29 protein-coding genes are annotated in these 26,449 nt (G+C 39.1%); all 29 read left to right on the plus strand.

The window, feature by feature from the left end:
* Positions 1–36 precede the first annotated feature (36 nt).
* The 29 genes from codY (at position 37) to F7732_RS02380 (ending at position 26,327) form a co-directional block, all read left to right on the plus strand.
* A complete protein-coding gene (gene codY, locus F7732_RS02240; protein ID WP_066446616.1) occupies positions 37–816 on the plus strand; it encodes a GTP-sensing pleiotropic transcriptional regulator CodY in 780 nt (259 codons plus the stop codon).
* 627 nt (positions 817–1,443) lie between these two features.
* Positions 1,444–1,836: a flagellar basal body rod protein FlgB gene (flgB, locus tag F7732_RS02245; RefSeq protein ID WP_151572057.1), complete on the plus strand. Its 393-nt coding sequence runs from the start codon at positions 1,444–1,446 to the stop codon at positions 1,834–1,836.
* 2 nt (positions 1,837–1,838) lie between these two features.
* A complete protein-coding gene (gene flgC, locus F7732_RS02250; RefSeq protein ID WP_151572058.1) occupies positions 1,839–2,288 on the plus strand; it encodes a flagellar basal body rod protein FlgC in 450 nt (149 codons plus the stop codon).
* A 15-nt stretch (positions 2,289–2,303) separates the two neighbouring features.
* Positions 2,304–2,612 carry a flagellar hook-basal body complex protein FliE gene (gene fliE / locus F7732_RS02255; RefSeq protein WP_066446610.1) on the plus strand — a complete coding sequence of 103 codons (309 nt, stop codon included), beginning with the start codon at positions 2,304–2,306 and terminating at the stop codon, positions 2,610–2,612.
* A gap of 125 nt (positions 2,613–2,737) precedes the next feature.
* A complete protein-coding gene (gene fliF, locus F7732_RS02260; RefSeq protein WP_151572059.1) occupies positions 2,738–4,336 on the plus strand; it encodes a flagellar basal-body MS-ring/collar protein FliF in 1,599 nt (532 codons plus the stop codon).
* Positions 4,337–4,350: 14 nt separating this feature from the next.
* Positions 4,351–5,367: a flagellar motor switch protein FliG gene (fliG, locus tag F7732_RS02265; RefSeq protein WP_066446606.1), complete on the plus strand. Its 1,017-nt coding sequence runs from the start codon at positions 4,351–4,353 to the stop codon at positions 5,365–5,367.
* Positions 5,360–6,121 carry a flagellar assembly protein FliH gene (fliH, locus tag F7732_RS02270; RefSeq protein ID WP_161598823.1) on the plus strand — a complete coding sequence of 254 codons (762 nt, stop codon included), beginning with the start codon at positions 5,360–5,362 and terminating at the stop codon, positions 6,119–6,121. The genes fliG and fliH overlap by 8 nt, the downstream gene beginning before the upstream one ends.
* Positions 6,121–7,437 carry a flagellar protein export ATPase FliI gene (fliI, locus tag F7732_RS02275; protein WP_151572061.1) on the plus strand — a complete coding sequence of 439 codons (1,317 nt, stop codon included), beginning with the start codon at positions 6,121–6,123 and terminating at the stop codon, positions 7,435–7,437. The genes fliH and fliI overlap by 1 nt, the downstream gene beginning before the upstream one ends.
* Positions 7,438–7,442: 5 nt before the next feature.
* Positions 7,443–7,886: a flagellar export protein FliJ gene (gene fliJ / locus F7732_RS02280; RefSeq protein WP_151572062.1), complete on the plus strand. Its 444-nt coding sequence runs from the start codon at positions 7,443–7,445 to the stop codon at positions 7,884–7,886.
* 8 nt (positions 7,887–7,894) lie between these two features.
* Positions 7,895–8,509 carry a MotE family protein gene (locus F7732_RS02285; RefSeq protein WP_151572063.1) on the plus strand — a complete coding sequence of 205 codons (615 nt, stop codon included), beginning with the start codon at positions 7,895–7,897 and terminating at the stop codon, positions 8,507–8,509.
* A 31-nt stretch (positions 8,510–8,540) separates the two neighbouring features.
* On the plus strand, positions 8,541–9,824 hold the full coding sequence (locus F7732_RS02290; protein ID WP_151572064.1) for a flagellar hook-length control protein FliK: 1,284 nt from the start codon (positions 8,541–8,543) through the stop codon (positions 9,822–9,824).
* An 8-nt stretch (positions 9,825–9,832) separates the two neighbouring features.
* Complete coding sequence (gene flgD, locus F7732_RS02295; protein WP_151572065.1) at positions 9,833–10,477, plus strand: flagellar hook assembly protein FlgD; 645 nt, start codon at positions 9,833–9,835, stop codon at positions 10,475–10,477.
* Between the two features lie 14 nt (positions 10,478–10,491).
* On the plus strand, positions 10,492–10,878 hold the full coding sequence (locus F7732_RS02300) for a TIGR02530 family flagellar biosynthesis protein (RefSeq protein WP_151572066.1): 387 nt from the start codon (positions 10,492–10,494) through the stop codon (positions 10,876–10,878).
* A 72-nt stretch (positions 10,879–10,950) separates the two neighbouring features.
* Complete coding sequence (locus F7732_RS02305) at positions 10,951–12,120, plus strand: flagellar hook protein FlgE (RefSeq protein ID WP_151572067.1); 1,170 nt, start codon at positions 10,951–10,953, stop codon at positions 12,118–12,120.
* Positions 12,121–12,173: 53 nt separating this feature from the next.
* Positions 12,174–12,395 carry a flagellar FlbD family protein gene (locus tag F7732_RS02310; RefSeq protein ID WP_151572591.1) on the plus strand — a complete coding sequence of 74 codons (222 nt, stop codon included), beginning with the start codon at positions 12,174–12,176 and terminating at the stop codon, positions 12,393–12,395.
* Positions 12,385–12,816, plus strand: coding sequence for a flagellar basal body-associated protein FliL (gene fliL, locus F7732_RS02315; RefSeq protein WP_151572068.1), 432 nt, complete (start codon positions 12,385–12,387; stop codon positions 12,814–12,816). The genes F7732_RS02310 and fliL overlap by 11 nt, the downstream gene beginning before the upstream one ends.
* Positions 12,817–12,859: 43 nt before the next feature.
* Positions 12,860–13,858 carry a flagellar motor switch protein FliM gene (fliM, locus tag F7732_RS02320; protein ID WP_151572069.1) on the plus strand — a complete coding sequence of 333 codons (999 nt, stop codon included), beginning with the start codon at positions 12,860–12,862 and terminating at the stop codon, positions 13,856–13,858.
* Positions 13,848–15,101 carry a flagellar motor switch phosphatase FliY gene (gene fliY, locus F7732_RS02325; RefSeq protein WP_151572070.1) on the plus strand — a complete coding sequence of 418 codons (1,254 nt, stop codon included), beginning with the start codon at positions 13,848–13,850 and terminating at the stop codon, positions 15,099–15,101. Before fliM ends, fliY begins: the two co-directional genes overlap by 11 nt.
* A gap of 30 nt (positions 15,102–15,131) precedes the next feature.
* Positions 15,132–15,494, plus strand: a complete 363-nt coding sequence (locus F7732_RS02330; protein ID WP_151572071.1) for a response regulator — start codon at positions 15,132–15,134, stop codon at positions 15,492–15,494.
* A 29-nt stretch (positions 15,495–15,523) separates the two neighbouring features.
* The gene (locus F7732_RS02335) at positions 15,524–16,225 is read left to right on the plus strand and encodes a flagellar biosynthetic protein FliO (RefSeq protein ID WP_240056500.1); all 702 of its coding nucleotides are present in this window, start codon (positions 15,524–15,526) and stop codon (positions 16,223–16,225) included.
* The gene (gene fliP, locus F7732_RS02340) at positions 16,222–16,887 is read left to right on the plus strand and encodes a flagellar type III secretion system pore protein FliP (protein ID WP_151572072.1); all 666 of its coding nucleotides are present in this window, start codon (positions 16,222–16,224) and stop codon (positions 16,885–16,887) included. Before F7732_RS02335 ends, fliP begins: the two co-directional genes overlap by 4 nt.
* 12 nt (positions 16,888–16,899) lie before the next feature.
* On the plus strand, positions 16,900–17,169 hold the full coding sequence (gene fliQ, locus F7732_RS02345) for a flagellar biosynthesis protein FliQ (RefSeq protein ID WP_066446570.1): 270 nt from the start codon (positions 16,900–16,902) through the stop codon (positions 17,167–17,169).
* Position 17,170: 1 nt separating this feature from the next.
* Entirely contained in the window at positions 17,171–17,947 is a 777-nt protein-coding gene (fliR, locus tag F7732_RS02350; protein ID WP_151572073.1) for a flagellar biosynthetic protein FliR, read from the plus strand.
* Between the two features lies 1 nt (position 17,948).
* On the plus strand, positions 17,949–19,031 hold the full coding sequence (flhB, locus tag F7732_RS02355) for a flagellar biosynthesis protein FlhB (protein WP_151572074.1): 1,083 nt from the start codon (positions 17,949–17,951) through the stop codon (positions 19,029–19,031).
* A gap of 60 nt (positions 19,032–19,091) precedes the next feature.
* A complete protein-coding gene (gene flhA, locus F7732_RS02360) occupies positions 19,092–21,128 on the plus strand; it encodes a flagellar biosynthesis protein FlhA (RefSeq protein WP_151572075.1) in 2,037 nt (678 codons plus the stop codon).
* A complete protein-coding gene (gene flhF / locus F7732_RS02365) occupies positions 21,125–22,279 on the plus strand; it encodes a flagellar biosynthesis GTPase FlhF (RefSeq protein ID WP_151572076.1) in 1,155 nt (384 codons plus the stop codon). The genes flhA and flhF overlap by 4 nt, the downstream gene beginning before the upstream one ends.
* Entirely contained in the window at positions 22,272–23,138 is an 867-nt protein-coding gene (locus F7732_RS02370; RefSeq protein ID WP_151572077.1) for a MinD/ParA family protein, read from the plus strand. The genes flhF and F7732_RS02370 overlap by 8 nt, the downstream gene beginning before the upstream one ends.
* A gap of 8 nt (positions 23,139–23,146) precedes the next feature.
* Complete coding sequence (locus tag F7732_RS02375; protein ID WP_151572078.1) at positions 23,147–24,247, plus strand: protein-glutamate methylesterase/protein-glutamine glutaminase; 1,101 nt, start codon at positions 23,147–23,149, stop codon at positions 24,245–24,247.
* Between the two features lie 19 nt (positions 24,248–24,266).
* Positions 24,267–26,327: a chemotaxis protein CheA gene (locus tag F7732_RS02380; RefSeq protein WP_151572079.1), complete on the plus strand. Its 2,061-nt coding sequence runs from the start codon at positions 24,267–24,269 to the stop codon at positions 26,325–26,327.
* The last annotated feature ends 122 nt before the right edge of the window (positions 26,328–26,449 follow it).

The raw sequence follows: 26,449 nt of genomic DNA on the forward strand, positions 1-26,449 counted from the left end.
ATTGTTAATTGTGTTAGCAAATAGGAGGAAGTAAGAATGGATTTATTATCAAAAACAAGAAAGATTAATGCAATGCTTCAAAAAGCTGCTGGGAAACCGGTTAATTTCAAAGAAATGGCTGAAACGCTAAGTGAAGTCATTGAAGCGAACATTTTCGTTGTTAGCCGCCGCGGTAAGCTATTAGGCTATGCAGCTAATCAGCAAATTGAAAATGAGCGTATGAAAAAAATGCTTGAAGAGCGTCAATTTCCTGAAGAATATACAAAAAACTTATTCAGCATTCAAGAAACTTCATCAAACTTAGACATCAATAGCGAGTATACAGCTTTCCCTGTGGAGAATAAAGATCTTTTCCGTGAAGGTTTAACGACTATTGTACCAATTATTGGCGGCGGGGAACGTCTTGGTACATTGATTTTGGCTCGTGTACAAGAACAATTTCATGATGATGATTTAATTTTAGCTGAATATGGTGCAACAGTTGTTGGAATGGAAATTCTTCGTGAAAAGGCTGAAGAAATTGAAGAAGAAGCTAGAAGCAAAGCGGTTGTTCAAATGGCAATCAGCTCACTGTCTTATAGTGAATTAGAGGCGATTGAGCACATCTTCGAAGAATTAAATGGAAATGAAGGATTACTTGTAGCATCTAAAATTGCTGACCGTGTCGGCATCACAAGATCTGTTATTGTTAACGCTTTGAGAAAACTTGAAAGTGCTGGTGTTATTGAGTCACGTTCATTAGGGATGAAGGGAACTTACATTAAAGTTCTTAATGATAAATTCTTATTCGAACTTGAAAAATTGAAGTCAAACTAAAACTTCAAAAAGTATCCAGTTGAACTGGATGCTTTTTTTTTATACTATCAAGTTTGTAGATCATACAGTTAAAAATAATGCACGATTCGAATCGGGAATTTCATAATTGAAAATCCAGCCCGGACTATAAGAAAGTTTTTACTTATTCTTTCAACAATAGTTCGGGTTTTTATCTGCCTATTTCTAATGTTTCTATTGGAAATAGACATGTAAAATGAGGTAAATACTGTTCCAGTCTCTATTTATTTCTATTTATATTTCATTTGTTACGAAAAAACAGTGAAGTATATTCAGATAAAAAATAGTACGTTAGTCCTATAACTAGGTGTAACTTTATCCATTTGAGTAAAAACTCCTATATTGTGTTTATGGTTATTACATCATATAATCTCTGTAAGTCTATAATTCGACAAATAACGCGCATTGCATTTTTATAATAAGAGATAATGGTCTTATACAAAAATAAATGAAAATAGTCCGAATGAATCACTAAAATTAACATAATGCACATAGACTTATTATTTCAAATTCATTACAATAAGATTTAAGTTGAAAATTGTCGTAATTCGTCGGAGAATATATGTTTTTTTCAGATTATTATTGATTAAGGAATATGAGGTGGCAAAATTGAACTTGTTTTCAGGTACGATCTCGACGATTGAAGGTTCGTTAAATTACTCATCACTAAAACAAAAAGTGATTTCTCAAAATATAGCGAATGTGGATACACCAGGTTATAAGGCGAAGGATGTCAGCTTTAAAGACACATTAAATCAAGCGATGGCAGGAGCTCAGAAAGCATATCGTACGGATGCCAGACATTATGAATTTAAATCAAATGCTGCTGCAAACGGAATCGTGTCACAAAGAAACGTTTCTTATAACGAATCAGGCAACAGTGTCGATATTGACAAAGAAATGTCTGACTTAGCCACAAATCAAATTTACTATAATGCGCTTGTTGACCGGATGAGCGGTAAATTATCAAGCCTGCAAAACGTTCTTAAGGGAGGCAGATAATCATGACAATCTTTCATAGTATGAACAATACTTCTTCTGCCTTAACTGCTCAAAGACTTCGCATGGATGTTATCTCATCTAATATGGCAAATGTTGATTCAACAAGAAGTTTGAACGGCGGAGAAACATATCGCAGAAAATCCGTTGTATTGCAGCCAAAAGAAGGACAATTCTCATCATTTCTAAATAAAGCAATAGGACGATCCAGTCAAACTGGAATAGGAAATGGTGTGAAGGTAACGGAGGTAGTAGAAGATGAAACGCCATTTAAAATGGTGTATGACCCTACTCATCCAGATGCCAATGAGGATGGCTATGTGGAGATGCCGAATGTGGATCCACTTAGAGAGATGGTTGACCTTATGAGTGCAACTAGATCTTATGAAGCAAATGTGACCGTATTTAATGCGTCAAAAAATATGATGATGAAGTCATTGGAGATTGGGAAGTAATGGGGGTACTGCTAAATGAATAATGTAACATTTTCACCTGTGTCGCAATCTGTACAAAACATAAACAATACAACAGTAAATCGTACTACACCATTCGAAGCGCAGAAGGATTTTGCGTCCGTCCTTAAGGATTCTATTAATAAAGTTAATGAAACACAAATTGAATCAGATAAACTAACTGAAAAATTAGCTCGCGGAGAAAATGTTGATTTGCATCAAGTTATGATTGCTTCACAAAAAGCGAGTGTAACGATGACGGCAACTCTTGAAATACGGAATAAAGTGATTGAAGCATATCAAGAGATGATGAGAATGCAAGTTTAATAGAAAAGAATAAAATTTATTTGGACTATGCGCCCACAATGCATATACAGCTATAGCTTCTGAGAAGACATGAATTTAAGTGAATTTTTTCTGAGAAGCTATGGCGGAACCATCGGGGGGTAATGATGAAAGAATCGTTTCAAAATTTCATAACAAAATTAAAAGAGTTTTGGAGATCGCGTCCAAAAAAGCAAAAAACTTTATATATCGGTTCTTCTATTCTTTTAATTATATTAATAATTGCCGGTTCAATTTGGGCAACTTCTACAAGTTTCGTTCCTTTATATAGCAATCTATCGCCATCGGAAACAGGGGCAATTAAAGAGAACTTAACGGCAAGGGGTATACAGTCTGAAATAGCTAATGACGGTACGACCATTTTAGTACCAGAAGAGATGGCTGATACGTTACTGGTTGAACTTGCTGCTGAAGGTCTGCCTAAATCAGGCGGCATTGATTATTCCTTCTTTAGCCAGAACGCTGGAATTGGAATGACAGAGAATGAATTTAATGTATTGAAGCTGGATGCTATGCAGACGGAGTTAGCAACGTTAATCAAAGGGGTTGACGGGGTTAACGATGCAAAGGTTATGATTAACCTTCCTGAGAAGGGCATCTTTGTTAATGATTCAACAGAAGCAGCATCTGCTTCTATCGTGCTTGATACAAAACCTGGTTATCAGTTTGAGGACTCACAAATCCAGGCTTTGTATCATCTTGTTTCAAAAAGTGTACCAAACCTACCTACTGATAATATCGTCATCACTAACCAATATTTTGAGTACTTTGATCAAAAAAATAATGAAAATTCTCCAGGGTCTACTTTTGCTGCACAGCATGAGATTAAAAAAGAAATTGAACGTGATGTGCAAAGACAAGTTCAAAGCATGCTTGGAACATTGATGGGACCAGACAAAGTGGTTGTTTCTGTTACTGCTGATATTGACTTTACCCAGGAAAATAGAGAAGAAAACCTAGTTGAGCCTGTTGATGAAGAAAATATGGAAGGTATCGCGATTAGCGCGCAGAGAGTTACAGAAACCTTCACAGGGAACGGAGATCAAGTTGGCGGAATCCCGCAAGGAGAAGATCCGGCTGACGCTTTAGGCACGACATATGCAGAAGGTGCTGAAGGAAATGGCGATTATGAACGAATTGAAGAGACGATTAACAATGAAGTGAATAAAATTCGCAGAGAAATTGTTGAAAGTCCTTATAAAATTAGAGATTTAGGCATCCAGGTTATGGTTGAGCCTCCTACTGCAGATGACCCTAACTCACTGCCGCAAGAACGAATTAATGACATTACTCAAATGTTAGGAACGATTGTAAGAACGACAATTAACAAAGATTCTGTTGAAGGCGAAATCACAGACGAAGCATTGCAAGATAAAATACTTGTATCTGTTCAGCCGTTTAATGGCAAGGTGGAATTTTCTGAAGAAGCTGCAGCTGGCCTGCCATGGTGGGTTTATGCAATAGGCGGATTATTGATTTTAATTATCGCTGTTTTAATTTTCCTCTTTATTCGAGCTAGGAAGAAAGCGAATGAAATCGATGAAGAAGAAGAAGTTCTTGCTGAACAACGGACATTTAATGTTCCAGACGTGAACCAAGAGGCTGAAACAGAAGGTACTTTACGCCGTAAACAATTAGAAAAGATGGCAAAAGAAAAGCCAGAAGACTTTGCTAAATTATTAAGAACATGGATCGCAGAAGACTAAGGGGGGACTAAATCGTGGCAAGAAATGAACAAAAAGAATTAACAGGCAAGCAAAAAGCAGCCATCCTGCTAATCTCCCTTGGGCCTGATGTTGCTTCATCGGTATACAAGCATTTGAGTGAGGAAGAAATTGAAAAACTCACATTGGAAATTTCTGGAGTTAAAAAGGTGGAATCTGAGGCAAAAGAAGAAATTCTTGAAGAGTTTCACCAAATAGCACTTGCTCAAGATTATATTTCACAAGGCGGAATTGGCTATGCGAAAACAGTCCTGGAAAAAGCTCTTGGAACAGAACAAGCGTCAGTCATTATCAACAGACTGACTTCTTCTTTGCAGGTGCGTCCATTTGACTTTGCCCGCAAAGCAGACCCTGGCCAAATTTTCAACTTTATACAAAACGAGCATCCGCAGACAATCGCACTTATTCTTTCTTATTTAGATTCAGCGCAGGCGGGACAGATTCTTTCCGAGCTGCCTCAGGAAATGCAGGCTGATATCGCAAGAAGGATCGCTGTAATGGATAGCACATCACCGGAAATCATCAACGAAGTAGAACAAATACTTGAAAGAAAGCTTTCAGCAACTGTTACACAGGATTATACGCAGACAGGCGGAGTTGAGGCGGTTGTAGATGTATTAAATGGTGTGGACCGTGCGACAGAAAGAACGATTCTTGATGCATTAGAAATTCAGGATCCTGAATTAGCTGAAGAAATTAAGAAAAGAATGTTCGTCTTTGAAGATATTGTTACACTTGATAATCGCGCTATCCAGAGAATCATCCGTGATTGTGAAACTGAAGATCTTATGCTTTCGCTGAAAGTATCCAGTGACGAAGTTAAAGAAATTGTCTTTAGCAATATGTCTTCGAGAATGGTTGAGACGTTTAAGGATGAAATGGAATACATGGGTCCTGTAAGGCTGCGTGAAGTTGAAGAAGCACAATCAAGAATTGTCGGCATCATCCGAAGACTGGAAGAGTCAGGTGAAATAATCGTGGCCCGTGGCGGAGGAGATGACATTATTGTCTAGATTATATAAGGCTATAAATGACATCCCTGAAAAAGACCAAAAGATTATTAGAATTAAAACATTTGATAATACTGAAGGCAGCCCTGAGCTGAGAAACCATGCACACACAGAAGCAGAGATTCAGCAGATCCTATCCCATGCCAAAATGGAAGCAGAGCAAATGCTGAATGCAGCCAGAGAAGAAGTTAATAGGCTGGAAGATCATATACAAACAGAGCGGGAATCTCTGCAGCAGGAAAAACAGGCACTGTTTGAGCAAGCACAGTCTGATGGGTATAGTGCAGGCTACGAAGCTGGCAGGCAACAAGGCCATAACGATTATGCAGAGTATATAACTCTTGCTCAACAGACAGTCGATCTCAGCAAAAAAGACTATGAATCAACTGTAGATCAAGCTGAAAGGACGATTCTGCAGATCGGCATCAAGGTTGCTTCAAAAATTATTAACGAAGACCTTTCGGCAAATGCAGAACATTACATTTCATATGTAAAACGTGCTCTAAAAGAAGCAAGGGAACAGAGTGACGTTCAGCTTCATGTGCACCCGACACAATACGAGCTCCTAGTAAACCATAAGGATGAATTAATGGCTGTGTTTCCGAAAGAAACAAAATTGTATATTTTTCCTAACGACGAATTGCCTGAAAGCAGCTGTGTAATAGAATCTGAAAGCGGCCGAATTGATGCAGCTGTTGATAGTCAGCTTAATGAAATTAAGGTCAAGCTGTTTGAAAAATTGGAGAGTGACCATTAATGCAGATGGATGATGCACTGGATTATCTGGATGAAATAGACAGCTTTAAGCGATACGGAAGAGTAAACCGTGTGGTGGGGCTTATGATTGAATCACAAGGTCCAGAAAGTTCTATCGGTGATGTCTGCTATATTCATATTGGAAAAAAGAAAAAATCAACCATATTAGCTGAAGTAGTTGGATTTAAAGGTGAAAATGTCATCCTAATGCCTTATACAGAACTAAATGAAATTGCACCTGGCAGTTTAGTGGAAGCAACGGGCAGTCCCTTAGAAATTAAAGTTGGTTCGGCATTAATTGGAAAGGCGATTGATTCATTAGGAAGACCGCTTGATGAGAGCAGTTTGCCAAGAGGGCTAACAAGTGTCCCTACTGATCAAAATCCGCCAAATCCGTTAAAAAGGCCGCCGATTCATGAGCCGATTGAAGTTGGAGTACGTATGCTTGACAGTTTGCTATCTGTAGGAAAAGGACAGCGTGTAGGTATTTTCGCAGGAAGCGGTGTAGGAAAAAGCACCCTGCTCGGCATGATCGCGCGTAATACAACTGCCGACTTAAATGTCATTGCTCTAATAGGTGAGCGTGGCCGTGAAGTGCGTGAATTTATTGAAAAGGACCTGGGACCTGAAGGATTAAAAAGATCTATAGTTGTTGTTGCTACTTCAGATCAGCCTGCATTAATGCGGATTAAAGGTGCATATACGGCAACAGCCATAGCCGAGTATTTTCGAGATAAAGGTTTAAACGTTATGCTAATGATGGACTCAGTCACTCGTGTGGCAATGGCTCAGCGTGAAGTTGGATTGGCAGTGGGAGAACCCCCTACGACTAAAGGATATACACCATCTGTCTTTGCGATTTTGCCGAAACTCCTTGAAAGAACGGGTACTAACGAAGTCGGAACTATTACGGCATTTTACACGGTGCTCGTTGATGGTGATGATATGAATGAACCAATTGCAGATACAGTGCGAGGAATTTTGGATGGGCATTTTGTTTTGGATCGTGCTCTTGCCAATAAGGGTCAATATCCTGCTGTTAATGTATTAAAAAGTGTCAGCAGGGTTATGAATCAGATCTCAGCACCCGCACATGTGCAAGCAGCTGAAAGGCTGCGTCAATTTTTAAGTATTTATATCAATTCAGAAGATCTCATAAACATTGGTGCTTATAAAAAGGGCTCATCAGCAGAAATCGATGAGGCCATTAGACTTTATCCGCTGATTACAGCATTTTTAAAACAGAGGACACATGAAAAAATATCGATTGACGAAAGCATTCAGCAACTTTATCGCATTACCGGGAAAGGAGACTGACCCAAGTGCAGTTTCAGTTTAAATTTAATAAAGTACTGTCCATCCGCGAACGTGAAAAAGATGAAGCACTTGAGCTTTATAACCAATCTGTTAAACGATTTGAAGATGCTGCTGAGAAGCTGTATGAATTGCTTAAGAAAAAAGAGGATCTGGAATCTCTGCAATCGGAAAGATTACTAAGCGGTTTGCCAGTCCAAGAAATCAGACACCATCAGCAGTTTGTCGGCAACCTGGAAAAGACAATTCATCACTTTCAAAAGATGGTGATGAATACAAGAAGTCAAATGAATTATTTTCAAGATCGATTAATGGAAAAAAATATAGAAGTAAAAAAATACGAAAAGATAAAAGAAAAAAGCAAAGAACATTTTTATGAGGAATTAAAACAGCTAGAGGGCAGACAAATGGATGATATTTCGATACAGCATTTCGTCAATCGAGGAAATTAGGTGGTCGAATGGGAAAAAAAAATGAACTTGAAGGTAATCAAAATACAACAAGCAAGTTTCAAAAGTTTCTATATTGGTTTCTAATTCCACTGCTTTTTGCGCTTGCAGTTATGCTGCTTGTTTTCACATTACTTGGTCACAACGTTTTCCAAGTCACGAAAGAATATGGACAAAGAATTCCTATTCTTTCTGCTCTCTTTACTGAAGATCAAAATGCCAGTATGGAAGAATTTGAAAACAAAGTGTTTGAGCTTGAAGCCGATATAAAAGACAGGGAAGCGAGAATTACACAGCTTGAAGGACAGCTGGAAACAAAGGATCTTGATATAGAGCGAGCACAGCTGGAAAAGGAAAGATTACAGCAGGAAATAGATGAACTTAGAGCGATGCGGGATGAAAATAAACGTGCCTTTAAGGATATTATTAAAACCTATGAAACGATTTCCGCCAAAAAAGCTGCACCAATTATTACAGAAATGGAAGATTCTGAAGCGGTGCGCATATTAGCAAATGTCAAACCGGATACGCTGGCTTCTATTATGGAAAACCTGGATCCAGCGAATGCTGCACGAATGACAGGATTGCTGACAGCTGCAAAAGACAACGAGGATGGTGCTGAGTAATTCTGCCTCCACGTAGAAGGGAGGTGAAAAAATGCAAGTTGCAGGATTAGGATTAATCAACAGTTTAAAATCTTCAGGCAATAAATTTGCAGCAGGAGATGGATCTGAAGGCTTTTCTTCTATGCTAACAGGTTTAATGGGAGGCAATATAACACCTCAATCAAACGAAGACAATCTCGCTGGCGTAAAAGTGCTGACGGAAGCTGAATTAGCTGAATTTCTCGCTTTGTTTAATACTGATCAGCTTCTCGATTTAGAAAATGGTCTAGAGCTTTTCTCTAAAATAATGATGGAGTCCGATCAATCACCGCTGCAAATCATTTCAGAAGAGATGGGGATTACATTAGAGGAACTTGGTGAACTTCTCACAAAGTTATTAGCTTCGTTTAAACAAGAAGGAAACAGCGCTGCTTCTGGAGATGCTGAGGCTGAACTGGATATCAAAATGGAAGGTAAGGAAGTTGAGGAACTTCAAAACATGGAATTGGCTATTATGCAGCTGCTTGAAAAATTGGCTGCAGTAAAGTCTGCTTCATTTAATGGAAGTAGTGATCGAGACTTTCTGATGGGAATGAAAGCCGTTAAGCTTTTTGACCTCTTATCTGCACATCAGGATATCGCTGGAAAAGACGTAAACCTAAAGGATTTCTTAAAAAGTTTTCATGATGGGCTTCAAGATTTGATGAGTACAAGATCAGCAAACAATCGTGAAATGGCCTATAAATTATTTTCTGGTGTATCAGAGGAACTTTCAGATCAGGTTAGTTCAAATGCAACTGGGTTAGAGACGTTTAAACCGAAAACGGAAGGCTTATCTGCAGGTTTTCTGCAATTTCAGCAAATGGCAAAACCAGAGCAGCTGACCATTATGATGAGTCAAAACGGTAAACCAGTTTCCACACAGCAGCTGATGCAGCAGTTTGAATCTATTTTGGCCAAAAGTCATTTAATGAAAAACGGTGAAACTCAAAGACTATTTATTAAATTAAACCCAGAGCATCTAGGGGCTTTAAGAATTGAATTAATTCAAAGAGATTCGACGATGATTGCAAGAATACTAACTTCAACTGCAGCCGCTAAAGAAGCACTAGATGCGAACTTAAACGGATTAAAAAATGCATTCTCTGCTCAGAATCTTCAAGTGGAGAAAGTGGAAATTACACAGCAGATGAACCAGCAGGAAAGATTCTTTCATAAAGAACAGCAATCTGAACAAGAGCGCCAGCAGCCTCGACAGCCGGATAAACAGCAGCAGGATACTGAAAATAGCTTTGGAGACTCCTTTGAGGAAGCATTATTGAATACAGAGGTGTAGGTGAGAAAATGACAAATTCTATCGATTCTGCTTTATTGCTTTCAAACTATCAAAATCAAACAAAAAAAACGGGCAGTGATGTGTTAGGAAAAGATGACTTTTTGAAGATTTTAATGGCACAGCTGCAAAACCAAGATCCTTCAAGCCCAATGGAAGATAAAGACTTTATTGCGCAAATGGCTACTTTTTCATCTTTAGAACAAATGACAAACATGAATACGACTCTTGAAAGCTTTCTAAAAATGCAGGAGCAAAGCCAGATGATCTCCTACAATGCATTTATTGGAAAAGAAGTGAACTGGCATAAAGTATCTGCAGCAGAAAGTGAAAATAATGCCCCAGTCATCGAAGAAGGAACAGGAAGAGTAGCTTCCATCCAATTCAAGGATAATAGTGTGACTTTTATACTCGAAGATGGAACAAAGCTGACTCCAGGTAACATTTCACAAGTAAATGAAACTTCGAAGGAAAATGCGATGCTTCAAGCAAGCATGATGATTGGAAAAACAGTAACGTATCTGGATGCTGATAAAAAGGAGCATATTGCTTCTATTCAGTCTGTGTCCTTCAAGAATGGTAAAACATTATTCCAGCTTAATGATGAAGCCAAAACAGCTATTTCTTCTTCACAGATTGTAAAAATTGAATCATAAAAGGAAGCGATTGGATGAGCAACTATATGTTTCGTCCGATTCATACCCAGCCGGTTATAAAACCGCAGCCACAACAGAAACTACAGCAAAAGGCCGCTGAAAAGCCCTTTACAGAGCATTTTAAATCAGCATTAGACGCCAATGAGAAGTTATTGATTAGCAAACATGCTAAAGAACGACTGCATCAGCGTGGCATTACCATTGACGATGAAAAGTGGACAAGCATTGAAAGGAAAGTGTCGGAAGCCAGAAAAATGGGTGTAAAAGAAGCACTTGTATTGCTGAAAGATGCAGCACTAATCGTTAGCGCGAACAATCAAACCGTTATTACTGCCATGGATCGGACTGAAGCCGAATCACAGATTTTCACAAATATTACTGGAACAATTGTAATGGACTAAATGGCTGGACCTTAAGAAGGAAGCCAACACCTGCCGACTGACAGACGCAGGTAATATGGGAGGAGAAAAAACATGCTACGCTCAATGTATTCAGGAATAAGCGGGATGAAAAATTTTCAGACAAAGTTAGATGTTATTGGTAATAATATAGCAAACGTGAATACCTATGGCTTTAAAAAGGGACGTGTAACGTTTAAAGACACAATGAACCAGACGGTTGCCGGCGCGAGTGCAGCACAGGAAAACCGCGGTGGAAAAAATGCGATGCAGGTGGGTCTAGGTTCTACTCTTGCTACAATTGATACGATTCACACGGGTTCAAGCTTACAAACAACTGGACGTTCACTGGATTTGGGTATTGATGGAGATGGCTATTTTGTTGTAAGTCAAGGTCAAACACAATATTACACTAGAGCAGGAAACTTTTATTTAGATGATAACGGCACTCTAGTAAATGCAGACGGCTTAAAGGTTCAATCATATGAAAATGGTGTATTGAATGATATAACAGTTAATGTTAATGCAATGCTCCCTGCTGTGGTAACAAATGAAATTACCCTCGAAGGCAATTTGCCATCAGACGCAAGTGGTGCAAATGAATTAGTGCAGCAAATTAAAGTTGTAGATGCAAATGGTGATGCACAGGTTCTGGATGTGGAATTTAAAGGAACGGGCAACAACTGGACTGTTCAATTGTGGAATAGAAATGTCGATCCTGCACAGCCTAGTCCTGCAACTCCGCAAGCTATTACGTTTCCTAATCAGGCGAACTCCACTATTGCATTAAGTGGATTTACTCCTGCACAAAATGTAACGCTAAATTTTAGCGGTTTAACAAATCAGCCTGGTTCTATCACAGCAATGGCGAATCCAAACGGAAACACTGCTGGTATGCTGGAAAGCTTTAATATCGGTTCTTTAGGTGAAATTAATGGTGTCTATTCAAATGGTGAAATTGGGACACTAGGCCAGCTTGCTATTGCTAAGTTCAGTAACGGCTCTGGTCTTCTAAAAGCAGGGAACAGCTTATTCCAAGAGACTGTTAACTCTGGTGTTGCCAATATTAATGTTGCAGGTGAAGGTAGAGGAGTTATCGCAGCCGGTTCACTTGAAATGTCTAATGTTGACCTTTCTGAAGAATTTACGGAAATGATTACAGCACAGCGCGGATTCCAATCCAATACACGTATCATTACAACTTCAGATGAAATACTGCAGGAACTTGTTAACCTAAAACGATAGATTAAGGGAGGGACGGGGTTAAAGGCAGCTTGTCTTTAACCCTGAAAATCAAAGTGATAAAAGTATCTCGGTTAAATGGAAAATCATTTATACTTAATGCCCTGTTAATTGAAACAATTGAATCTTTTCCAGATACAACGATCATGCTCACTAATGGACGCAAGTATGTTGTAAAAGAATCAGAAGAGCAAGTATATGCTATGATTACATCACTATATAAAACAATAGGCCTTGCAGGAATGCAGCATGCGGGAGGCAATGAAGATGAAGAATAATAAACTGTTAATGATCATGATTTTTATACTTATTGCCATAGCGCTCGTAGGGGCTATTGTGTATTTTACTGTCACAAATCTTAATGCAGGACCTGAAGAAGAGAAGGAACCTTCCATTGATGAGGTCATTGAAGCTTCAGTTGAAATTCCGGAGATCACGACAAACTTAGCAAGCGGTGAATATTTGAAAATTTCCTTTATGGTACAAACGGATGACAAAAAGGCAAAGGAAGAACTGGAAAAGCGGAGTTTTCAAGTGAAAAATATTATTATTCAGGAACTTGCTGATATGAACGCGGAAGAAGTTCAAGGAAAAGACGGTCAGCTTTCCCTGCAGGAAGATTTAAAAGCTAAGGTCAATGAATTAATGCAAGAGGGACAAATCGTGAAAGTATATATTACAGAATCCCTCCTCCAATAAATAATTGAAATCATCTACTAACATTCTAAATGGAGGTGGGAACATGAGTAGTGAAGTTCTGTCGCAAAATGAAATTGATGCGTTGCTGTCGGCTATATCGACAGGCGAGATGGATGCTGACGAGCTGAAAAAGGAACAGAGTGAAAAGAAGGTTAAGGTTTATGATTTTAAAAGAGCGCTGCGCTTTTCTAAAGATCAAATCAGAAGTTTAACTAGAATACATGAGAACTTCGCAAGATTATTAACAACCTTCTTTTCTGCTCAGCTTAGAACATATGTCCAAATCTCTGTAGCATCGGCCGATCAGATACCATATGAAGAATTTATCCGCTCAATCCCGAAAATGACGATACTGAATGTATTTGAAGTACCGCCGCTTGAGGGAAGAGTTTTAATAGAGGTTAACCCCAACATTGCTTATGCCATGATGGATCGTATGATGGGCGGGCGCGGCTCAAGTTTAAACAAAGTAGACAATTTAACGGAAATAGAAACAAAAATAATGTCAAATACGTTTGAAAAAGCGTTTGAAAACCTCCAGGAAGCTTGGAGTACAGTTGCAGAGATTGATCCAATTCTGTCGGATTTTGAAGTAAATCCGCAATTTTTGCAAATGGTATCTCCCAATGAGACGGTTGTTGTTATATCATTGAATACGACAATAGGTGACACAAGCGGAATGATCAATATTTGTATTCCGCATGTTGTCCTAGAACCCATTATTCCGAGGTTATCTGTTCACTATTGGATGCAGACTGAGAAAAAGGATCGAGTACCAGGGGAACTGGAACGGCTGGAAAAAAATATCCAGCGGGCAGAAGTGCCGATTATTAGTGAGCTTGGAAGCTCAGATATTTCTGTTCAGGACTTCCTAATGCTTGATATCGGTGATGTCATTGAATTAGACAGGACAATTGACCAGCCGTTAATAATCAAAATTGGTGACGTTCCTAAATTTACAGGTCAGCCAGGGAAGATAAACAAAAAGCTTGCTGTGCAAATTTTGGACATTGTGAAAGGGGGAGAAGAGAATGATGAGTGATGGCATGCTTTCACAAGATGAAATTGATGCACTCTTAAGAGGAACAGATGGTGATCAGCCTGAAGAAAAAGAAGCTGATGAATTAAATATTGATGAGTTAATCTCACCTATGGAACAGGATGCTTTAGGAGAGATCGGAAATATCTCCTTTGGCAGCTCAGCTACTGCTTTATCTGCTCTACTGAATCAAAAGGTTGATATTACAACACCTACTGTCTCCGTCATTCTTAAAAAAAGGCTAATTGAGGAATTTCCTCATCCATATGTGGCCATTCAAGTTAGCTATACGGAAGGTTTTTTAGGAAGTAACCTATTGGTCATTAACCAAGAAGATGCGGCTGTTATTGCCGATTTAATGCTTGGTGGAGATGGGAAAAACCCTTCTGATTTATTGGATGAAATTCGATTAAGTGCTGTGCAGGAAGCCATGAACCAAATGATGGGTTCTGCTGCCACTTCTATGTCGACGATTTTTGGGAAAAAGGTTGATATTTCACCGCCAACTATCGATTTATTAAATTTACCAGATGGCGAGGGCATGGAAACAATTCCCCCTGATGATAAATTAATTAAAATTTCTTTCCGTTTAAAAATTGGTGATCTGATTGATTCAAATATTATGCAGCTTCTTCCGCTTAGCTTCGGAACGAAACTGGTCCATGAATTAATGAATCCAGGTTCTGAAACAGACTCAGCAAGCAGTCCTGAACAACCTGCTGCTGTAGAGTTGAACAAACAGCAAGAGACAGTTCATGAAACACAACACACTGCACAGTATACAATGCAGCCAGAGCAACAGCCAGTTCCTCAAGCTCCGCCGATGCCGCAGCATCAAGGTATGCCGCAAGCCCAGCAAATGCAGCAGCAAAGCTACCAAGCTCCGCCGCAGCATATCGGCACAAGCTTTCAGGGCAGCATTCAGCCCAACGTTCAGCCTGCTGTGTTCTCGGAGTTCGATCCATACCAAAATCAGCCTGCAGAAACTAAAAATCTGAACATGCTGCTGGATATTCCGCTTCAGATTACCGTGGAGCTAGGAAGAACAAAACGCTCTGTCAAAGAAATTTTAGAACTTTCGGCAGGATCGATTATTGAATTGGACAAGCTTGCTGGTGAGCCGGTAGATATATTAGTCAATAACCGCTTAATTGCCCAAGGTGAGGTAGTGGTTATAGACGAAAACTTTGGAGTTCGGGTGACAGATATTATCAGCCAGACAGACAGAATTAAAAAACTGAAATAAACAATTAGAATAATGGGGGTAATGTTGGAAATGTCGCACAAAATATTAATAGTAGATGACGCAGCATTCATGAGAATGATGATTAAGGACATTTTAACGAAAAATGGTTTTGAAGTAGTAGGAGAAGCTGCAGACGGTGCACAGGCTGTAGAAAAATATAAAGAAACATCTCCTGATTTAGTAACTATGGATATCACAATGCCTGAAATGGACGGAATTACAGCATTAAAAGAAATTAAAAAAATTAATCCTAACGCAAAAATTATCATGTGTTCTGCAATGGGACAGCAGGCAATGGTTATTGATGCCATTCAAGCAGGCGCGAAAGACTTTATTGTTAAGCCATTCCAAGCTGATCGTGTAATTGAAGCAATTTCAAAAACGTTAGGATAAAGACTAGAACATATAGAGGGTGCAAAGCGTTGTTAAAAAAAGGACTGCAAATCGTCATGCCGGTTCTTTTCATCTTTGCTGTGCTGGGGCTGCCAATAACAGCCTCAGCTGAGCAAATTGAAAGTGTGAAGGACTATTTAGAACAAAAGGGCGATAGTGAAAAGACCGAAAGTACAGAGGAACAAGAAGAAACAGATACAGGTGCAGAAACAGAGCCAGAAACAGAAACTCCAGGGCAAGTTGCTGAAGCAGACAATATTGGATTTAGCTTTTGGGATGTTTTTAAAATGATTGCTGCAACCATCTTTGTTGTCGGTCTCTTATATGCACTTTTAAAAGTCATCAATAAGAGGAATAGGACCTTCCAATCAACACAATTAGTGGAAAACCTAGGAGGCACTTCTTTAGGCAATAATCGATCCATTCAAATTATTAAAGCTGGAGAATCATTGCTTATTGTTGGTGTTGGTGAGAATATTCAGGTTTTGAAGGAAATTAATGATCCTGAAGAATACAGCCAAATGCTATCAATTTATAACAGCAAAATGGATCAGCTTGTTCAGCCAAGCGATATTGTGACAAAGGCTATAAATGCTCTGAGAAATTCTCAATCGCAAAAAGAGAAAGGGAACAGCTTTCAAACGATCCTAAAAAAACAAATGGATGACATGGCGCAAAGCAGAAAAAAGATCCTTGATGAAATGAAGAAGAAAGGATCTGACGACCGATGAATGAGTTTATGGAGATATTTAATGGCAGTTCGCCTGAAAATGTATCGACATCTGTAAGGCTTGTCTTATTGTTGACCGTCTTGTCTTTAGCGCCGAGCATTCTGATATTGATGACCTGTTTCACAAGAATCGTGATTGTTCTCTCCTTTGTCAGAACGGCGCTTGCTACACAGCAAATGCCACCAAACCAAGTAATCATAGGATTAGCTCTGTTTTTAACCTTTTTTATCATGGCACCAACATTTCATGAGGTAAATGAACAGGCGCTGACGCCATTATTTAACGAAGAAATTAACTTAGAAGAAGCCTACGAACTTGCTGCTGTTCCTTTTAAAGAGTTTATGAGTGCTCATACAAGGCAAAAGGATCTTGCATTATTTTTAGACTACTCAGGAGCAGATACACCGGAAACAATTCAGGATATTCCTCTGACTGCGCTCGTGCCTGCCTTTGCCATTAGTGAAATCAAAACCGCCTTTCAAATTGGTTTTATGATTTTTATTCCATTCCTTGTCATTGATATGGTAGTAGCAAGTGTGCTTATGTCGATGGGGATGATGATGCTTCCGCCAGTGATGATTTCTCTCCCATTTAAAATTCTATTATTCATATTGGTAGACGGCTGGTATCTAGTTGTAAAGTCTCTTCTACAAAGTTTTTAAGCAGGTGAAAAAATGACGCCAGAAGCAGTAATCTCAATTGCCGAGCGCGGTGTAATGACAGTTTTATTAATATGCGGACCATTGCTTATTTTGGCGCTAGTTGTCGGGTTGGTTGTCAGTATTTTTCAGGCGACCACGCAAATACAAGAGCAGACATTAGCATTTATACCGAAAATAGTTGCCGTTTTTGTGGGCTTAATCTTTTTCGCGCCATGGATGTTAAGTCACTTAATATCCTATGCAAATGAAATTTTTACAAATTTAACAAGGTATGTAGGTTAACATGTTAGATTTTTTGCCATCTTTCCCTGCATTTTTACTTGTACTTGTTAGGGTTACATCATTTTTTCTAATGATGCCCCTTTTTTCTTATCGGTCCATTCCGAATTCCCATAAGATTGGTTTAGGATTCTTTATGGCCTGGATTATGTTTTATACGATGGACATTCCTGAATTAGAAATCGATGCAAATTACTTTATGCTGATTATTAAAGAAGCTCTAGTAGGTTTAATGGTTGGATTCATTGCCTATTTAATGATGGCCGCTATTCAGATTGCTGGAGGATTTATTGATTTTCAGATGGGCTTTGCGATCGCAAATGTAATTGATCCTCAGACTGGTGCACAAAGTCCGCTGACAGGTCAATACCTATATACGGTTGCCCTTCTTTTTCTATTATCGGTCAATGGGCATCATTTGCTCCTTGATGGCATTTATCACAGCTATCAATTTGTCCCAATCGATCAGCTGTTTATTCCATTTGGAAATGCTAATATGGCTGAATTCGTAATTAGAGCATTTAATTCTATGTTCATTATTGCTTTTCAAATGTCAATTCCTGTTGTCGGCAGTTTATTTCTTGTTGATGTAGCACTAGGCATTGTAGCTAGGACTGTGCCGCAGCTAAATGTATTTGTTGTTGGACTGCCTTTAAAAATTGGCGTTAGTTTTATTGTTTTAGTCGTTGTCATGAGTGTAATGATGGTTGTCGTTTCGGAAGCCTTTGAAGCTACTTTAACAACCATGCGCGGACTGATGGAATTGATTGGAGGCTCATGACATGAAGCTTTTATCCTTGGACCTTCAGCTTTTTGCCGGTGAAAAAACGGAAAAAGCGACCCCAAAAAAGAAACAGGATTCACGTAAAAAGGGGCAGGTAGCAAAAAGTCAGGATATTAATACGGCACTAGTGCTGCTGGCTGTTTTTTTATTTTTATTCTTTGCTGGTTCTTATTTGATCAATATATTGATTTATATTATGAGACACTCCTTTCAGGAATATATCATGCTTGATTTAACAGAAGAGGGAATTCAGGTAATTTTGCTGGATGTCTTAAAAGAGCTTGTCATATTTCTCGGTCCGATCATGGCGGTTGCGATGGTTGGAGGAATTATTGCTAATTATGCTCAAGTAGGTGTGCTTTTTTCAACAGAGGCTATTCAGCCAAAGCTTGAGAAGTTAGATCCTATTAAAGGCTTTAAAAGAATCTTTTCTGTTCGGGCACTTGTGGAATTGCTTAAATCAATGTTGAAAATTGGCTTTGTTGGTGTTGTGGCTTTCGCTATATTATGGCTGCGGATTGATGAAATTCTTTATTTATCACAGAAGTCAATTGGAGCTGCAATGGCTACAATTGGCAGTCTGACCGTACAGATGGGATTATTTGCAGTTCTTGCATTGTTATTTCTCGCTGTTCTTGATTATTTTTATCAAAAATACGATTTTGAAAAAAATATCCGCATGTCCAAACAGGATATAAAGGATGAGCATAAGAACTCAGAAGGGGACCCGCTCATTAAATCGAAAATAAAACAGAAGCAAAGAGAAATGGCGATGAGAAGGATGATGCAGGAAGTGCCAAATGCAGATGTTGTGATTACCAATCCTACCCATTATGCCATTGCGTTAAAGTATGATGAAGCTGTTTCAGATGCACCCATTGTAGTTGCGAAAGGTGTAGATTTTGTAGCACAGAAAATCAAGCTCATTGCAAAGGAAAATGATGTTGCTGCTGTTGAAAATCGGCCGCTGGCAAGAGCGCTGTATAGTCAAGCAGAAATTGGGGAAGCAATTCCTGAAGAGTTTTTTAAAGCGGTAGCAGAAATACTTGCTTACGTTTATCGAATTAAGCACAAAATTTAATAGGAGATCCATCACCCTATTGAGATCGCTTCGTGTTTGTAATGTTAGGAGAGAGAATAAATGGCAATAAGAGACTTAACGGTGCTGCTGAGTGTCATAATGATCGTTGCGATGCTCATTATCCCGCTTCCGCATTGGTTATTAAGTATATTAATCATTGTGAATATGGCCTTGGCGCTCATGGTATTATTAACGGCAATGAATATGAAGGAAGCACTTGAATTTTCAATTTTTCCTTCCTTAATTTTGCTGATGACACTGTTCAGACTCGGATTAAACGTTTCAACTACCCGCTCTATTCTTTCAGAAGGTGACGCAGGAAAGGTTGTCGAAACATTTGGTTCTTTTGTGACGGGCGGCAATATATTAGTCGGAATGGTTGTATTCTTGATCCTTGTAATTATACAGTTTGTTGTCATTACAAAAGGTTCAGAGAGGGTGTCGGAAGTAGCTGCAAGATTTACCCTTGATGCAATGCCAGGAAAGCAGATGAGTATTGATGCTGATTTAAATGCCGGCATGATTTCTGAACAAGAAGCAAAGGAAAGACGGGAGAAAGTAAGCCGCGAATCAGATTTTTATGGAGCAATGGATGGTGCGAGTAAGTTCGTCAAAGGTGATGCCATCGCAGGAATTATAATTACAATTATTAACTTGATTTTCGGGATTGTCATTGGTATGGTTCAACTCGGCCTTCCTATTGGCGAAGCAGCAACAACGTACTCGATGCTGACAGTCGGGGACGGATTAGTAAGTCAAATACCTGCTCTATTAATTTCGACCGCTACTGGCATTGTCGTGACTAGAGCAGCTTCAGATGGAAATATCGGGAAAGATATTACATCACAGCTTTTCGCTTATCCGAAAATGCTATATGTGACAGGTGGAACCATCCTTTTGCTGGGTATTTTTTCTCCGATTGGCATACTTCTTACCCTTCCAATTAGCGGGTTGCTTATAGTAGGAGGATACATGATATCTCGTGTACCTGAAACGAATAAAGAGCAGCTTCAGGAAATGGAAGAAGAAATTGAAACGAGTGAGATGAAAAGTCCTGAGAGTGTGGTAAATCTGTTGAATGTTGATCCAATTGAGTTCGAATTTGGTTATGGCCTTATTCCTTTAGCCGATGCGAATCAGGGCGGTGATTTGCTCGATCGGATTGTCATGATCAGAAGACAGCTGGCTATTGAGTTAGGCCTTGTAATTCCTGTTGTCCGTATACGTGACAACATACAGCTGCAGCCAAACGAATATCGATTAAAAATAAAAGGCAATGAGATGGCACGCGGCGAACTGCTGCTCGATCACTATTTGGCCATGAGCCCAGGCATTGAAGATGACTCTATTGAGGGAATTGATACAGTCGAGCCTTCATTTGGTTTGCCGGCTAAATGGATTACAGAACAAATGAAAGAACAGGCTGAAATATTTGGCTATACGGTAGTTGATCCGCCTTCTGTTGTCTCTACACATATTACTGAAATGATCAAAATGAATGCTCATGATCTGTTAGGCAGACAAGAAACAAAGCAACTAATCGACCATTTAAAAGAAAGCTATCCGATTCTTGTTGAAGAAGTGTCACCAAATCCTTTATCGGTAGGAGAAGTGCAAAAAGTATTAGCAAAGTTACTGAAAGAAAATATTTCAATACGCAATTTGCCGATTATATTTGAGACACTTGCCGATTATGCGAAGGCTACAAGTGACACGGATATCCTCGCGGAATATGTGCGCCAGGCGCTGGCCCGCCAAATTACGAGCCAATATTATCAGCCTGGTGAATCCTTAAAGGTTGTTACCCTTTCCGGCAAGGTTGAAAAATTGATTGCTGATGCCGTCCAGCAAACAGAACATGGATCTTTCTTATCATTAGATCCGGGTGTATCGCAATCGATACTTGAATCAATTGCCTCACAAGTGGAACAATTATCTTTAATGGAACAGACGCCGATTGTTCTCTGCTCTCCGGCAGTAAGAATGTATGTGCGTCAGTTGACGGAAAGGTACTTTCCGCAAATTCCAATCCTTTCTTATAATGAACTTGAAGCAAATGCTGAAGTGCAAAGTGTAGGGGTGGTGAATGCTGAGTGAAGGTGAAAAAATATGTTGCAGAGTCCATGCCTGAAGCGATGAAAAAGATCAGATCAGAGCTGGGTAACGATGCAGTCATCTTAAATTCAAGAGTCATACAGACAGGTGGATTTTTAGGCTTTTTCAAGAAACAAAATATTGAAGTGCTGGCAGCTGCCGATTCAAAGCCTGAAAAAGAACAAAAACCAATGATCAAAAATAAACAAAGTAATCAAAAGGATATTGCAAAATTTACACTAGAAGGTCAAAAGTTACCAGTAAATGAAAGTCATAATGACCATATTCTAAAAGAATTGAACGATTTGAAAAAGCTGGTTGGAACGATGGGCAGAGAACAAAATCAAAACACAGCCCATCTTCCCGCTCCATTGCTTCGCGTACATAACCTGTTACATGAGCAGGAAATTGATCAGCAAGTCATTTTTTCAATTGAACAAAATCTTCTTGAAAAATGGTATGCAAGCGGCGAGAGTGCAGAACCGACTGTAGAAAAGTGGCTTGAGTCTGAAATGAATGAGAAGTTAACAAACATCCCATTTGGAGGCATTTCTTTTCAGAAGAAATATGTGAATGTAATAGGCCCAACAGGTGTCGGGAAAACCACAACACTTGCTAAGATGGCAGCAGAATGTGTGATGACTCATCAAAAATCAGTAGCTTTTATTACAGCTGACACGTACCGAATTGGTGCAGTTGAGCAGTTAAAAACATATGCGGAAATTTTAAATGTACCACTTGAAGTGTGTTATTCACTCGAAGAATTCAATATTGCTGCTGAAAAGTTCTCACAATATGATCTTGTTTTTATTGATACAGCAGGAAGAAATTTTCGAAACAAGAAATATGTTGAAGATCTTAAGCGGACGATAGACTTTGAACATGATATGGAAACATTTCTTGTCCTTTCATTAACTTCGAAGCAGCGTGATATGGAGGAAATATATACTCAATTTTCAAATATCCATATCGATAGGCTTGTTTTTACAAAAGCAGATGAAACTTCGAGCTATGGAGCTATGTTTAACCTTATATATAAGCATCAAAAAGGCGCAGCTTATATTACAAATGGCCAGGATGTACCAGATGATTTGATCTATGCTACACCAGAAGCTATAACAAAAACAATAATCGGGGTAGATTCTAATGTATGATCAGGCTGCCAAGCTTCGTTCTAGAATTGAAAATAATGGTGAAGGAAGTAAGACGCGTACCATCGCGGTTATGAGTGGGAAAGGCGGAGTAGGTAAATCAAATATATCCCTAAATATGGCTCTTACGCTAAGTGGAAATGGATATAAAGTTCTGCTGATTGATATGGATATTGGAATGGGCAATATTGATATTCTTATGGGAACCTCTCCACCCTACACCGTTGCTGATTTTTTTCAAAATGATGTCGGGCTGGAAAGAATCATTGTCACTGGACCGCAAGCGCTTCATTATATTGCTGGCGGAACGGGTCTTTCACATTTCATTGATTTTGATCCTATGCATATGAGCCGGTTTATGGATGAGTTTCAGCAGCTGCTATATCAATATGATTTTGTTTTCTTCGATATGGGAGCGGGTATTTCAGAGCATTCATCTAAATTTATTCTGTCTGCTGAGGATATCATTGTTGTTACTACCACAGAGCCTCCTTCCATAACAGATGCATACGCAGCAGTTAAGCATGTAAAATTGCTTAATGACCGGATCCCTTTTCATTTTATTGTGAATAGGGTGCAAAACGAGAAAGAAGGAAAGGAAACGTTTCAGCGCATAAATGGTGCGCTTAAGAAATTTTTAGGAATTGAGACGGCCTTTCTTGGTTCAATCCCTGATGATAAAAACATCTCAATGGCGGTAAAAAGACAGATTCCTCTTGTACTTTATAATGATAAGTCACCGGCAGCAAAGGGGATCAAACAGGTTGCAGACCTGCTTATAAAGCCAATTGATGATATTCAGTCTATGAAAAAGAAACCCAATTTTGTTGCAAACTTAAGGCGTCTTCTCTTTGAAAGGTAGTGTGATTAATGAAGAGAATAAATGTGCTTATTGTTGATGATTCTGCTTTTATGCGAAAGCTAATTGCAGATTTTCTCACTGAAGATCCTCGGATCCATATCATCGGTACGGCACGCAATGGAGAAGATGGGTTCAAAAAAACCATCGAGCTTAAACCAGATGTTGTCACGATGGATGTAGAAATGCCCGTATTAAATGGTTTAGATGCATTAAAGTTAATTATGGAAAAAAATCCTGTACCCGTTCTCATGCTTTCCAGTACGACGAAGGAGGGGGCAGAAAATACCATACTGGCAATCGCATATGGTGCAATTGATTTTATTGCCAAACCATCAGGAGCCATTTCTTTAGATCTGCACAAAATAAAGCAGGAATTAATAGAAAAGGTTGTTTCGGTTAGCGGCGCAAATATAAAGCAGCTGGTGAAATATCCACTGGAAAAGAAAATACCTACTAATTCACCGCAAAATTATAGTAAAATAGAACCAACGAAGATATTAGGGCAAAAGGATGGTTTCCAGCCATCGCGGAAACCAACAGATAGTAAAATTGTCTGTATAGGTACATCCACTGGAGGTCCGCGGGCTTTGCAGGCTGTGCTCACAAGATTACCTTCCGACATTCCTGCACCTATTGTCATTGTGCAGCATATGCCTGCAGGTTTTACACATTCACTTGCAACTAGGTTAAACCATCTATCTCAAATAACCGTAAAGGAAGCAGAGGATGGAGAGATCTTACAAAAAGGAACTGCCTATATAGCACCAGGAGGCTATCATCTGCAGGTTATGAAGAAAGGAACTTCATTGCAGGTAAAGCTGAATCAGGCAGAAGCCAGGAATGGTCATAGACCATCGGTTGATGTCATGTTTGAATCTCTGAGCATGATTGAGGGAATTGAAAAGGTAGCTGTTATTATGACTGGAATGGGATCTGATGGTTCAAAAGGTTTAACTACCCTAAAAGAAAAGGGAGATGTAAAGGCCATCGCTGAATCGGAAGAATCATCCATCGTATACGGAATGCCTAAATCCGCAATTGCCACTAATTTAGTTGATGAAGTAAAAAAGGTAGACCTTATAGCTGAAGCTATAATCAAATATGTATAATGCCAAGGAGTGCATTCGCATGGAAATGAGCCAATATTTAGAAGTATTTATTGAAGAAAGTAAAGAACATTTACAAGCATGTAACGAACAATTGCTTGAACTGGAAAAAAACCCCGAAGACCTTAAGATTGTGAATGATATTTTCCGTTCTGCCCATACGTTAAAAGGGATGTCGGCAACGATGGGGTATGAGGATTTAGCTAGTCTGACACATCAAATGGAGAATGTGCTAGATGCCATTCGCAATCAAAAGATTAAAGTAAATTCTGAAATACTGGATGTTGTTTTTTTATCTGTTGACGATCTTGAGGCAATGGTCGAATCGATCGCAGGCGGCGGAGATGGAAAACGCGATGTTTCCTCTGTTGTTGAGAAGCTAAAATTAATTGAACAAGGGAAAAGCCCTGCTGGAGCCCTGGCAGCTGCTGAAACGGCTGTTGCAATAGCAGAACCTCCACAATTCAGTGCAGCAAAGAGCAGCTATGATGACTTTGAATTAACGGTGATCGAGCAATCAAATGAGCAAGGATTTCATGCTTATGAAATTACTGTTCAATTGCGTGAAGACTGCCTTTTAAAGGCTGCACGTGTATTTATGGTATTTGAAGTCTTGGAAACTACGGGTGAAGTAATTAAATCAAGCCCATCGGCAGATCAGCTTGAAGAAGAACAATTTGATCATGAATTTACCGTAACAATTGTAACGAAAGAATCAATTGATGACATCCAAAAGAAAGTAATGAAAGTTTCAGAGGTAGAAAAAGCAGATGTTCATGCTATTTCCGTAGAAGAACTGAAAAAGCAGGCAGCGGATGTGGAAGATTCCACACAATCAACTGTTGTTGAAGATACTCCTGTCTTAGCTGAAGTTGTAGATATAGCCCCGCCTGCTACGCAAAAAGATGATAAAAAAGCGCCAGTGAAGCAATCGGGCAACAAAACCATTCGCGTTAATATTGAGCGTTTAGATATCTTGATGAACTTATTTGAAGAGCTTGTAATTGACCGGGGAAGACTAGAGCAAATTTCTCGGGATTTAAATAATCAGGAGCTTCAGGAAACAGTTGAACATATGTCCAGAATTTCTGGTGATTTGCAGAATATTATTCTAAACATGCGAATGGTCCCTGTTGAAACAGTTTTCAATCGTTTTCCGCGGATGGTCCGTCAGCTTGCGCGTGATTTAAATAAAAAAATCAATCTGCAGATTATTGGAGCAGAAACTGAATTAGATCGTACTGTTATCGATGAAATTGGTGATCCGCTAGTCCATTTAATCAGAAATGCACTTGATCATGGGGTAGAAACACCAGAGGAAAGAAAAGCAAAAGGGAAAAACGAAGAAGGAAATGTTGTATTAAAAGCATTCCATAGCGGAAATCATGTCTTTATCGAAATTGATGACGATGGAGCAGGCATAAGCAGAGATAAAGTATTGGCAAAAGCTTTGAAAAATGGAATTATCACTGAACAAGCTGGAGCTGCAATGACAGATAAGCAGGTTTTTGAGCTTATTTTCGCATCTGGTTTCTCTACTGCCGATAAAATATCTGATGTATCTGGCCGCGGTGTAGGTCTTGATGTTGTAAAAAACACAATTGAATCTTTAGGCGGATCAGTGACAATTGATTCGAAACTCGGCCAAGGGTCCACTTTTTCAATTCAATTGCCATTAACATTGTCCATTATTTCGGTCATGCTAGTGGAAATTCAAAAAGAGAAGTTTGCTGTTCCTCTATCATCAATTATTGAGACAGCGATTGTAAAAGAATCAGATATTCTCAATGCACACAACCAAAAGGTGATTGATTTTAGAGGCAAGGTTGTACCACTTTTATTCTTGAAGGATATCTTTGAAGTGCCAGTTTCTGAACAGGGTGATGAATTTTACTCTGTAGTCATTGTTCGAAAAGGAGATAAAATGGCTGGACTAGTTGTTGATTCCTTTATCGGACAGCAGGAAGTGGTGCTGAAGTCACTTGGCAGCTATTTATCAAATGTTTTTGCCATTTCTGGCGCAACAATCCTTGGAGATGGACAAGTAGCATTAATTGTAGATTGCAATGCACTGATAAAATAAGCATGAAGCTTTAGCGGATGGTGCGTTATTCAAGCGGGAAAATTCATTAAAATCGCTAAGAAAACGTACCATAATCCGCAAATTTTTAAGGATATACCTTATTACTATACGTGCAAAAAGTG

Origin of the sequence: Bacillus mesophilum, assembly GCF_008923265.1 — a bacterium.
Lineage (GTDB): Bacteria > Bacillota > Bacilli > Bacillales > Cytobacillaceae > Cytobacillus > Cytobacillus mesophilum.

Coding starts and splice junctions, on each gene's coding strand:
- F7732_RS02380 (WP_151572079.1), top strand. CDS start 24,267: ATGGAAATGAGCCAATATTTAGAAGTATTTATTGAAGAAAGTAAAGAA.
- F7732_RS02305 (WP_151572067.1), top strand. CDS start 10,951: ATGCTACGCTCAATGTATTCAGGAATAAGCGGGATGAAAAATTTTCAG.
- fliL (WP_151572068.1), top strand. CDS start 12,385: ATGAAGAATAATAAACTGTTAATGATCATGATTTTTATACTTATTGCC.
- F7732_RS02375 (WP_151572078.1), top strand. CDS start 23,147: ATGAAGAGAATAAATGTGCTTATTGTTGATGATTCTGCTTTTATGCGA.
- flhA (WP_151572075.1), top strand. CDS start 19,092: ATGGCAATAAGAGACTTAACGGTGCTGCTGAGTGTCATAATGATCGTT.
- flgC (WP_151572058.1), top strand. CDS start 1,839: ATGACAATCTTTCATAGTATGAACAATACTTCTTCTGCCTTAACTGCT.
- fliR (WP_151572073.1), top strand. CDS start 17,171: ATGTTAGATTTTTTGCCATCTTTCCCTGCATTTTTACTTGTACTTGTT.
- fliE (WP_066446610.1), top strand. CDS start 2,304: ATGAATAATGTAACATTTTCACCTGTGTCGCAATCTGTACAAAACATA.
- fliP (WP_151572072.1), top strand. CDS start 16,222: ATGAATGAGTTTATGGAGATATTTAATGGCAGTTCGCCTGAAAATGTA.
- F7732_RS02330 (WP_151572071.1), top strand. CDS start 15,132: ATGTCGCACAAAATATTAATAGTAGATGACGCAGCATTCATGAGAATG.
- codY (WP_066446616.1), top strand. CDS start 37: ATGGATTTATTATCAAAAACAAGAAAGATTAATGCAATGCTTCAAAAA.
- flhB (WP_151572074.1), top strand. CDS start 17,949: ATGAAGCTTTTATCCTTGGACCTTCAGCTTTTTGCCGGTGAAAAAACG.
- F7732_RS02285 (WP_151572063.1), top strand. CDS start 7,895: ATGGGAAAAAAAAATGAACTTGAAGGTAATCAAAATACAACAAGCAAG.
- F7732_RS02300 (WP_151572066.1), top strand. CDS start 10,492: ATGAGCAACTATATGTTTCGTCCGATTCATACCCAGCCGGTTATAAAA.
- fliQ (WP_066446570.1), top strand. CDS start 16,900: ATGACGCCAGAAGCAGTAATCTCAATTGCCGAGCGCGGTGTAATGACA.
- fliY (WP_151572070.1), top strand. CDS start 13,848: ATGATGAGTGATGGCATGCTTTCACAAGATGAAATTGATGCACTCTTA.
- F7732_RS02290 (WP_151572064.1), top strand. CDS start 8,541: ATGCAAGTTGCAGGATTAGGATTAATCAACAGTTTAAAATCTTCAGGC.
- F7732_RS02370 (WP_151572077.1), top strand. CDS start 22,272: ATGTATGATCAGGCTGCCAAGCTTCGTTCTAGAATTGAAAATAATGGT.
- fliM (WP_151572069.1), top strand. CDS start 12,860: ATGAGTAGTGAAGTTCTGTCGCAAAATGAAATTGATGCGTTGCTGTCG.
- fliI (WP_151572061.1), top strand. CDS start 6,121: ATGCAGATGGATGATGCACTGGATTATCTGGATGAAATAGACAGCTTT.
- fliF (WP_151572059.1), top strand. CDS start 2,738: ATGAAAGAATCGTTTCAAAATTTCATAACAAAATTAAAAGAGTTTTGG.
- flgD (WP_151572065.1), top strand. CDS start 9,833: ATGACAAATTCTATCGATTCTGCTTTATTGCTTTCAAACTATCAAAAT.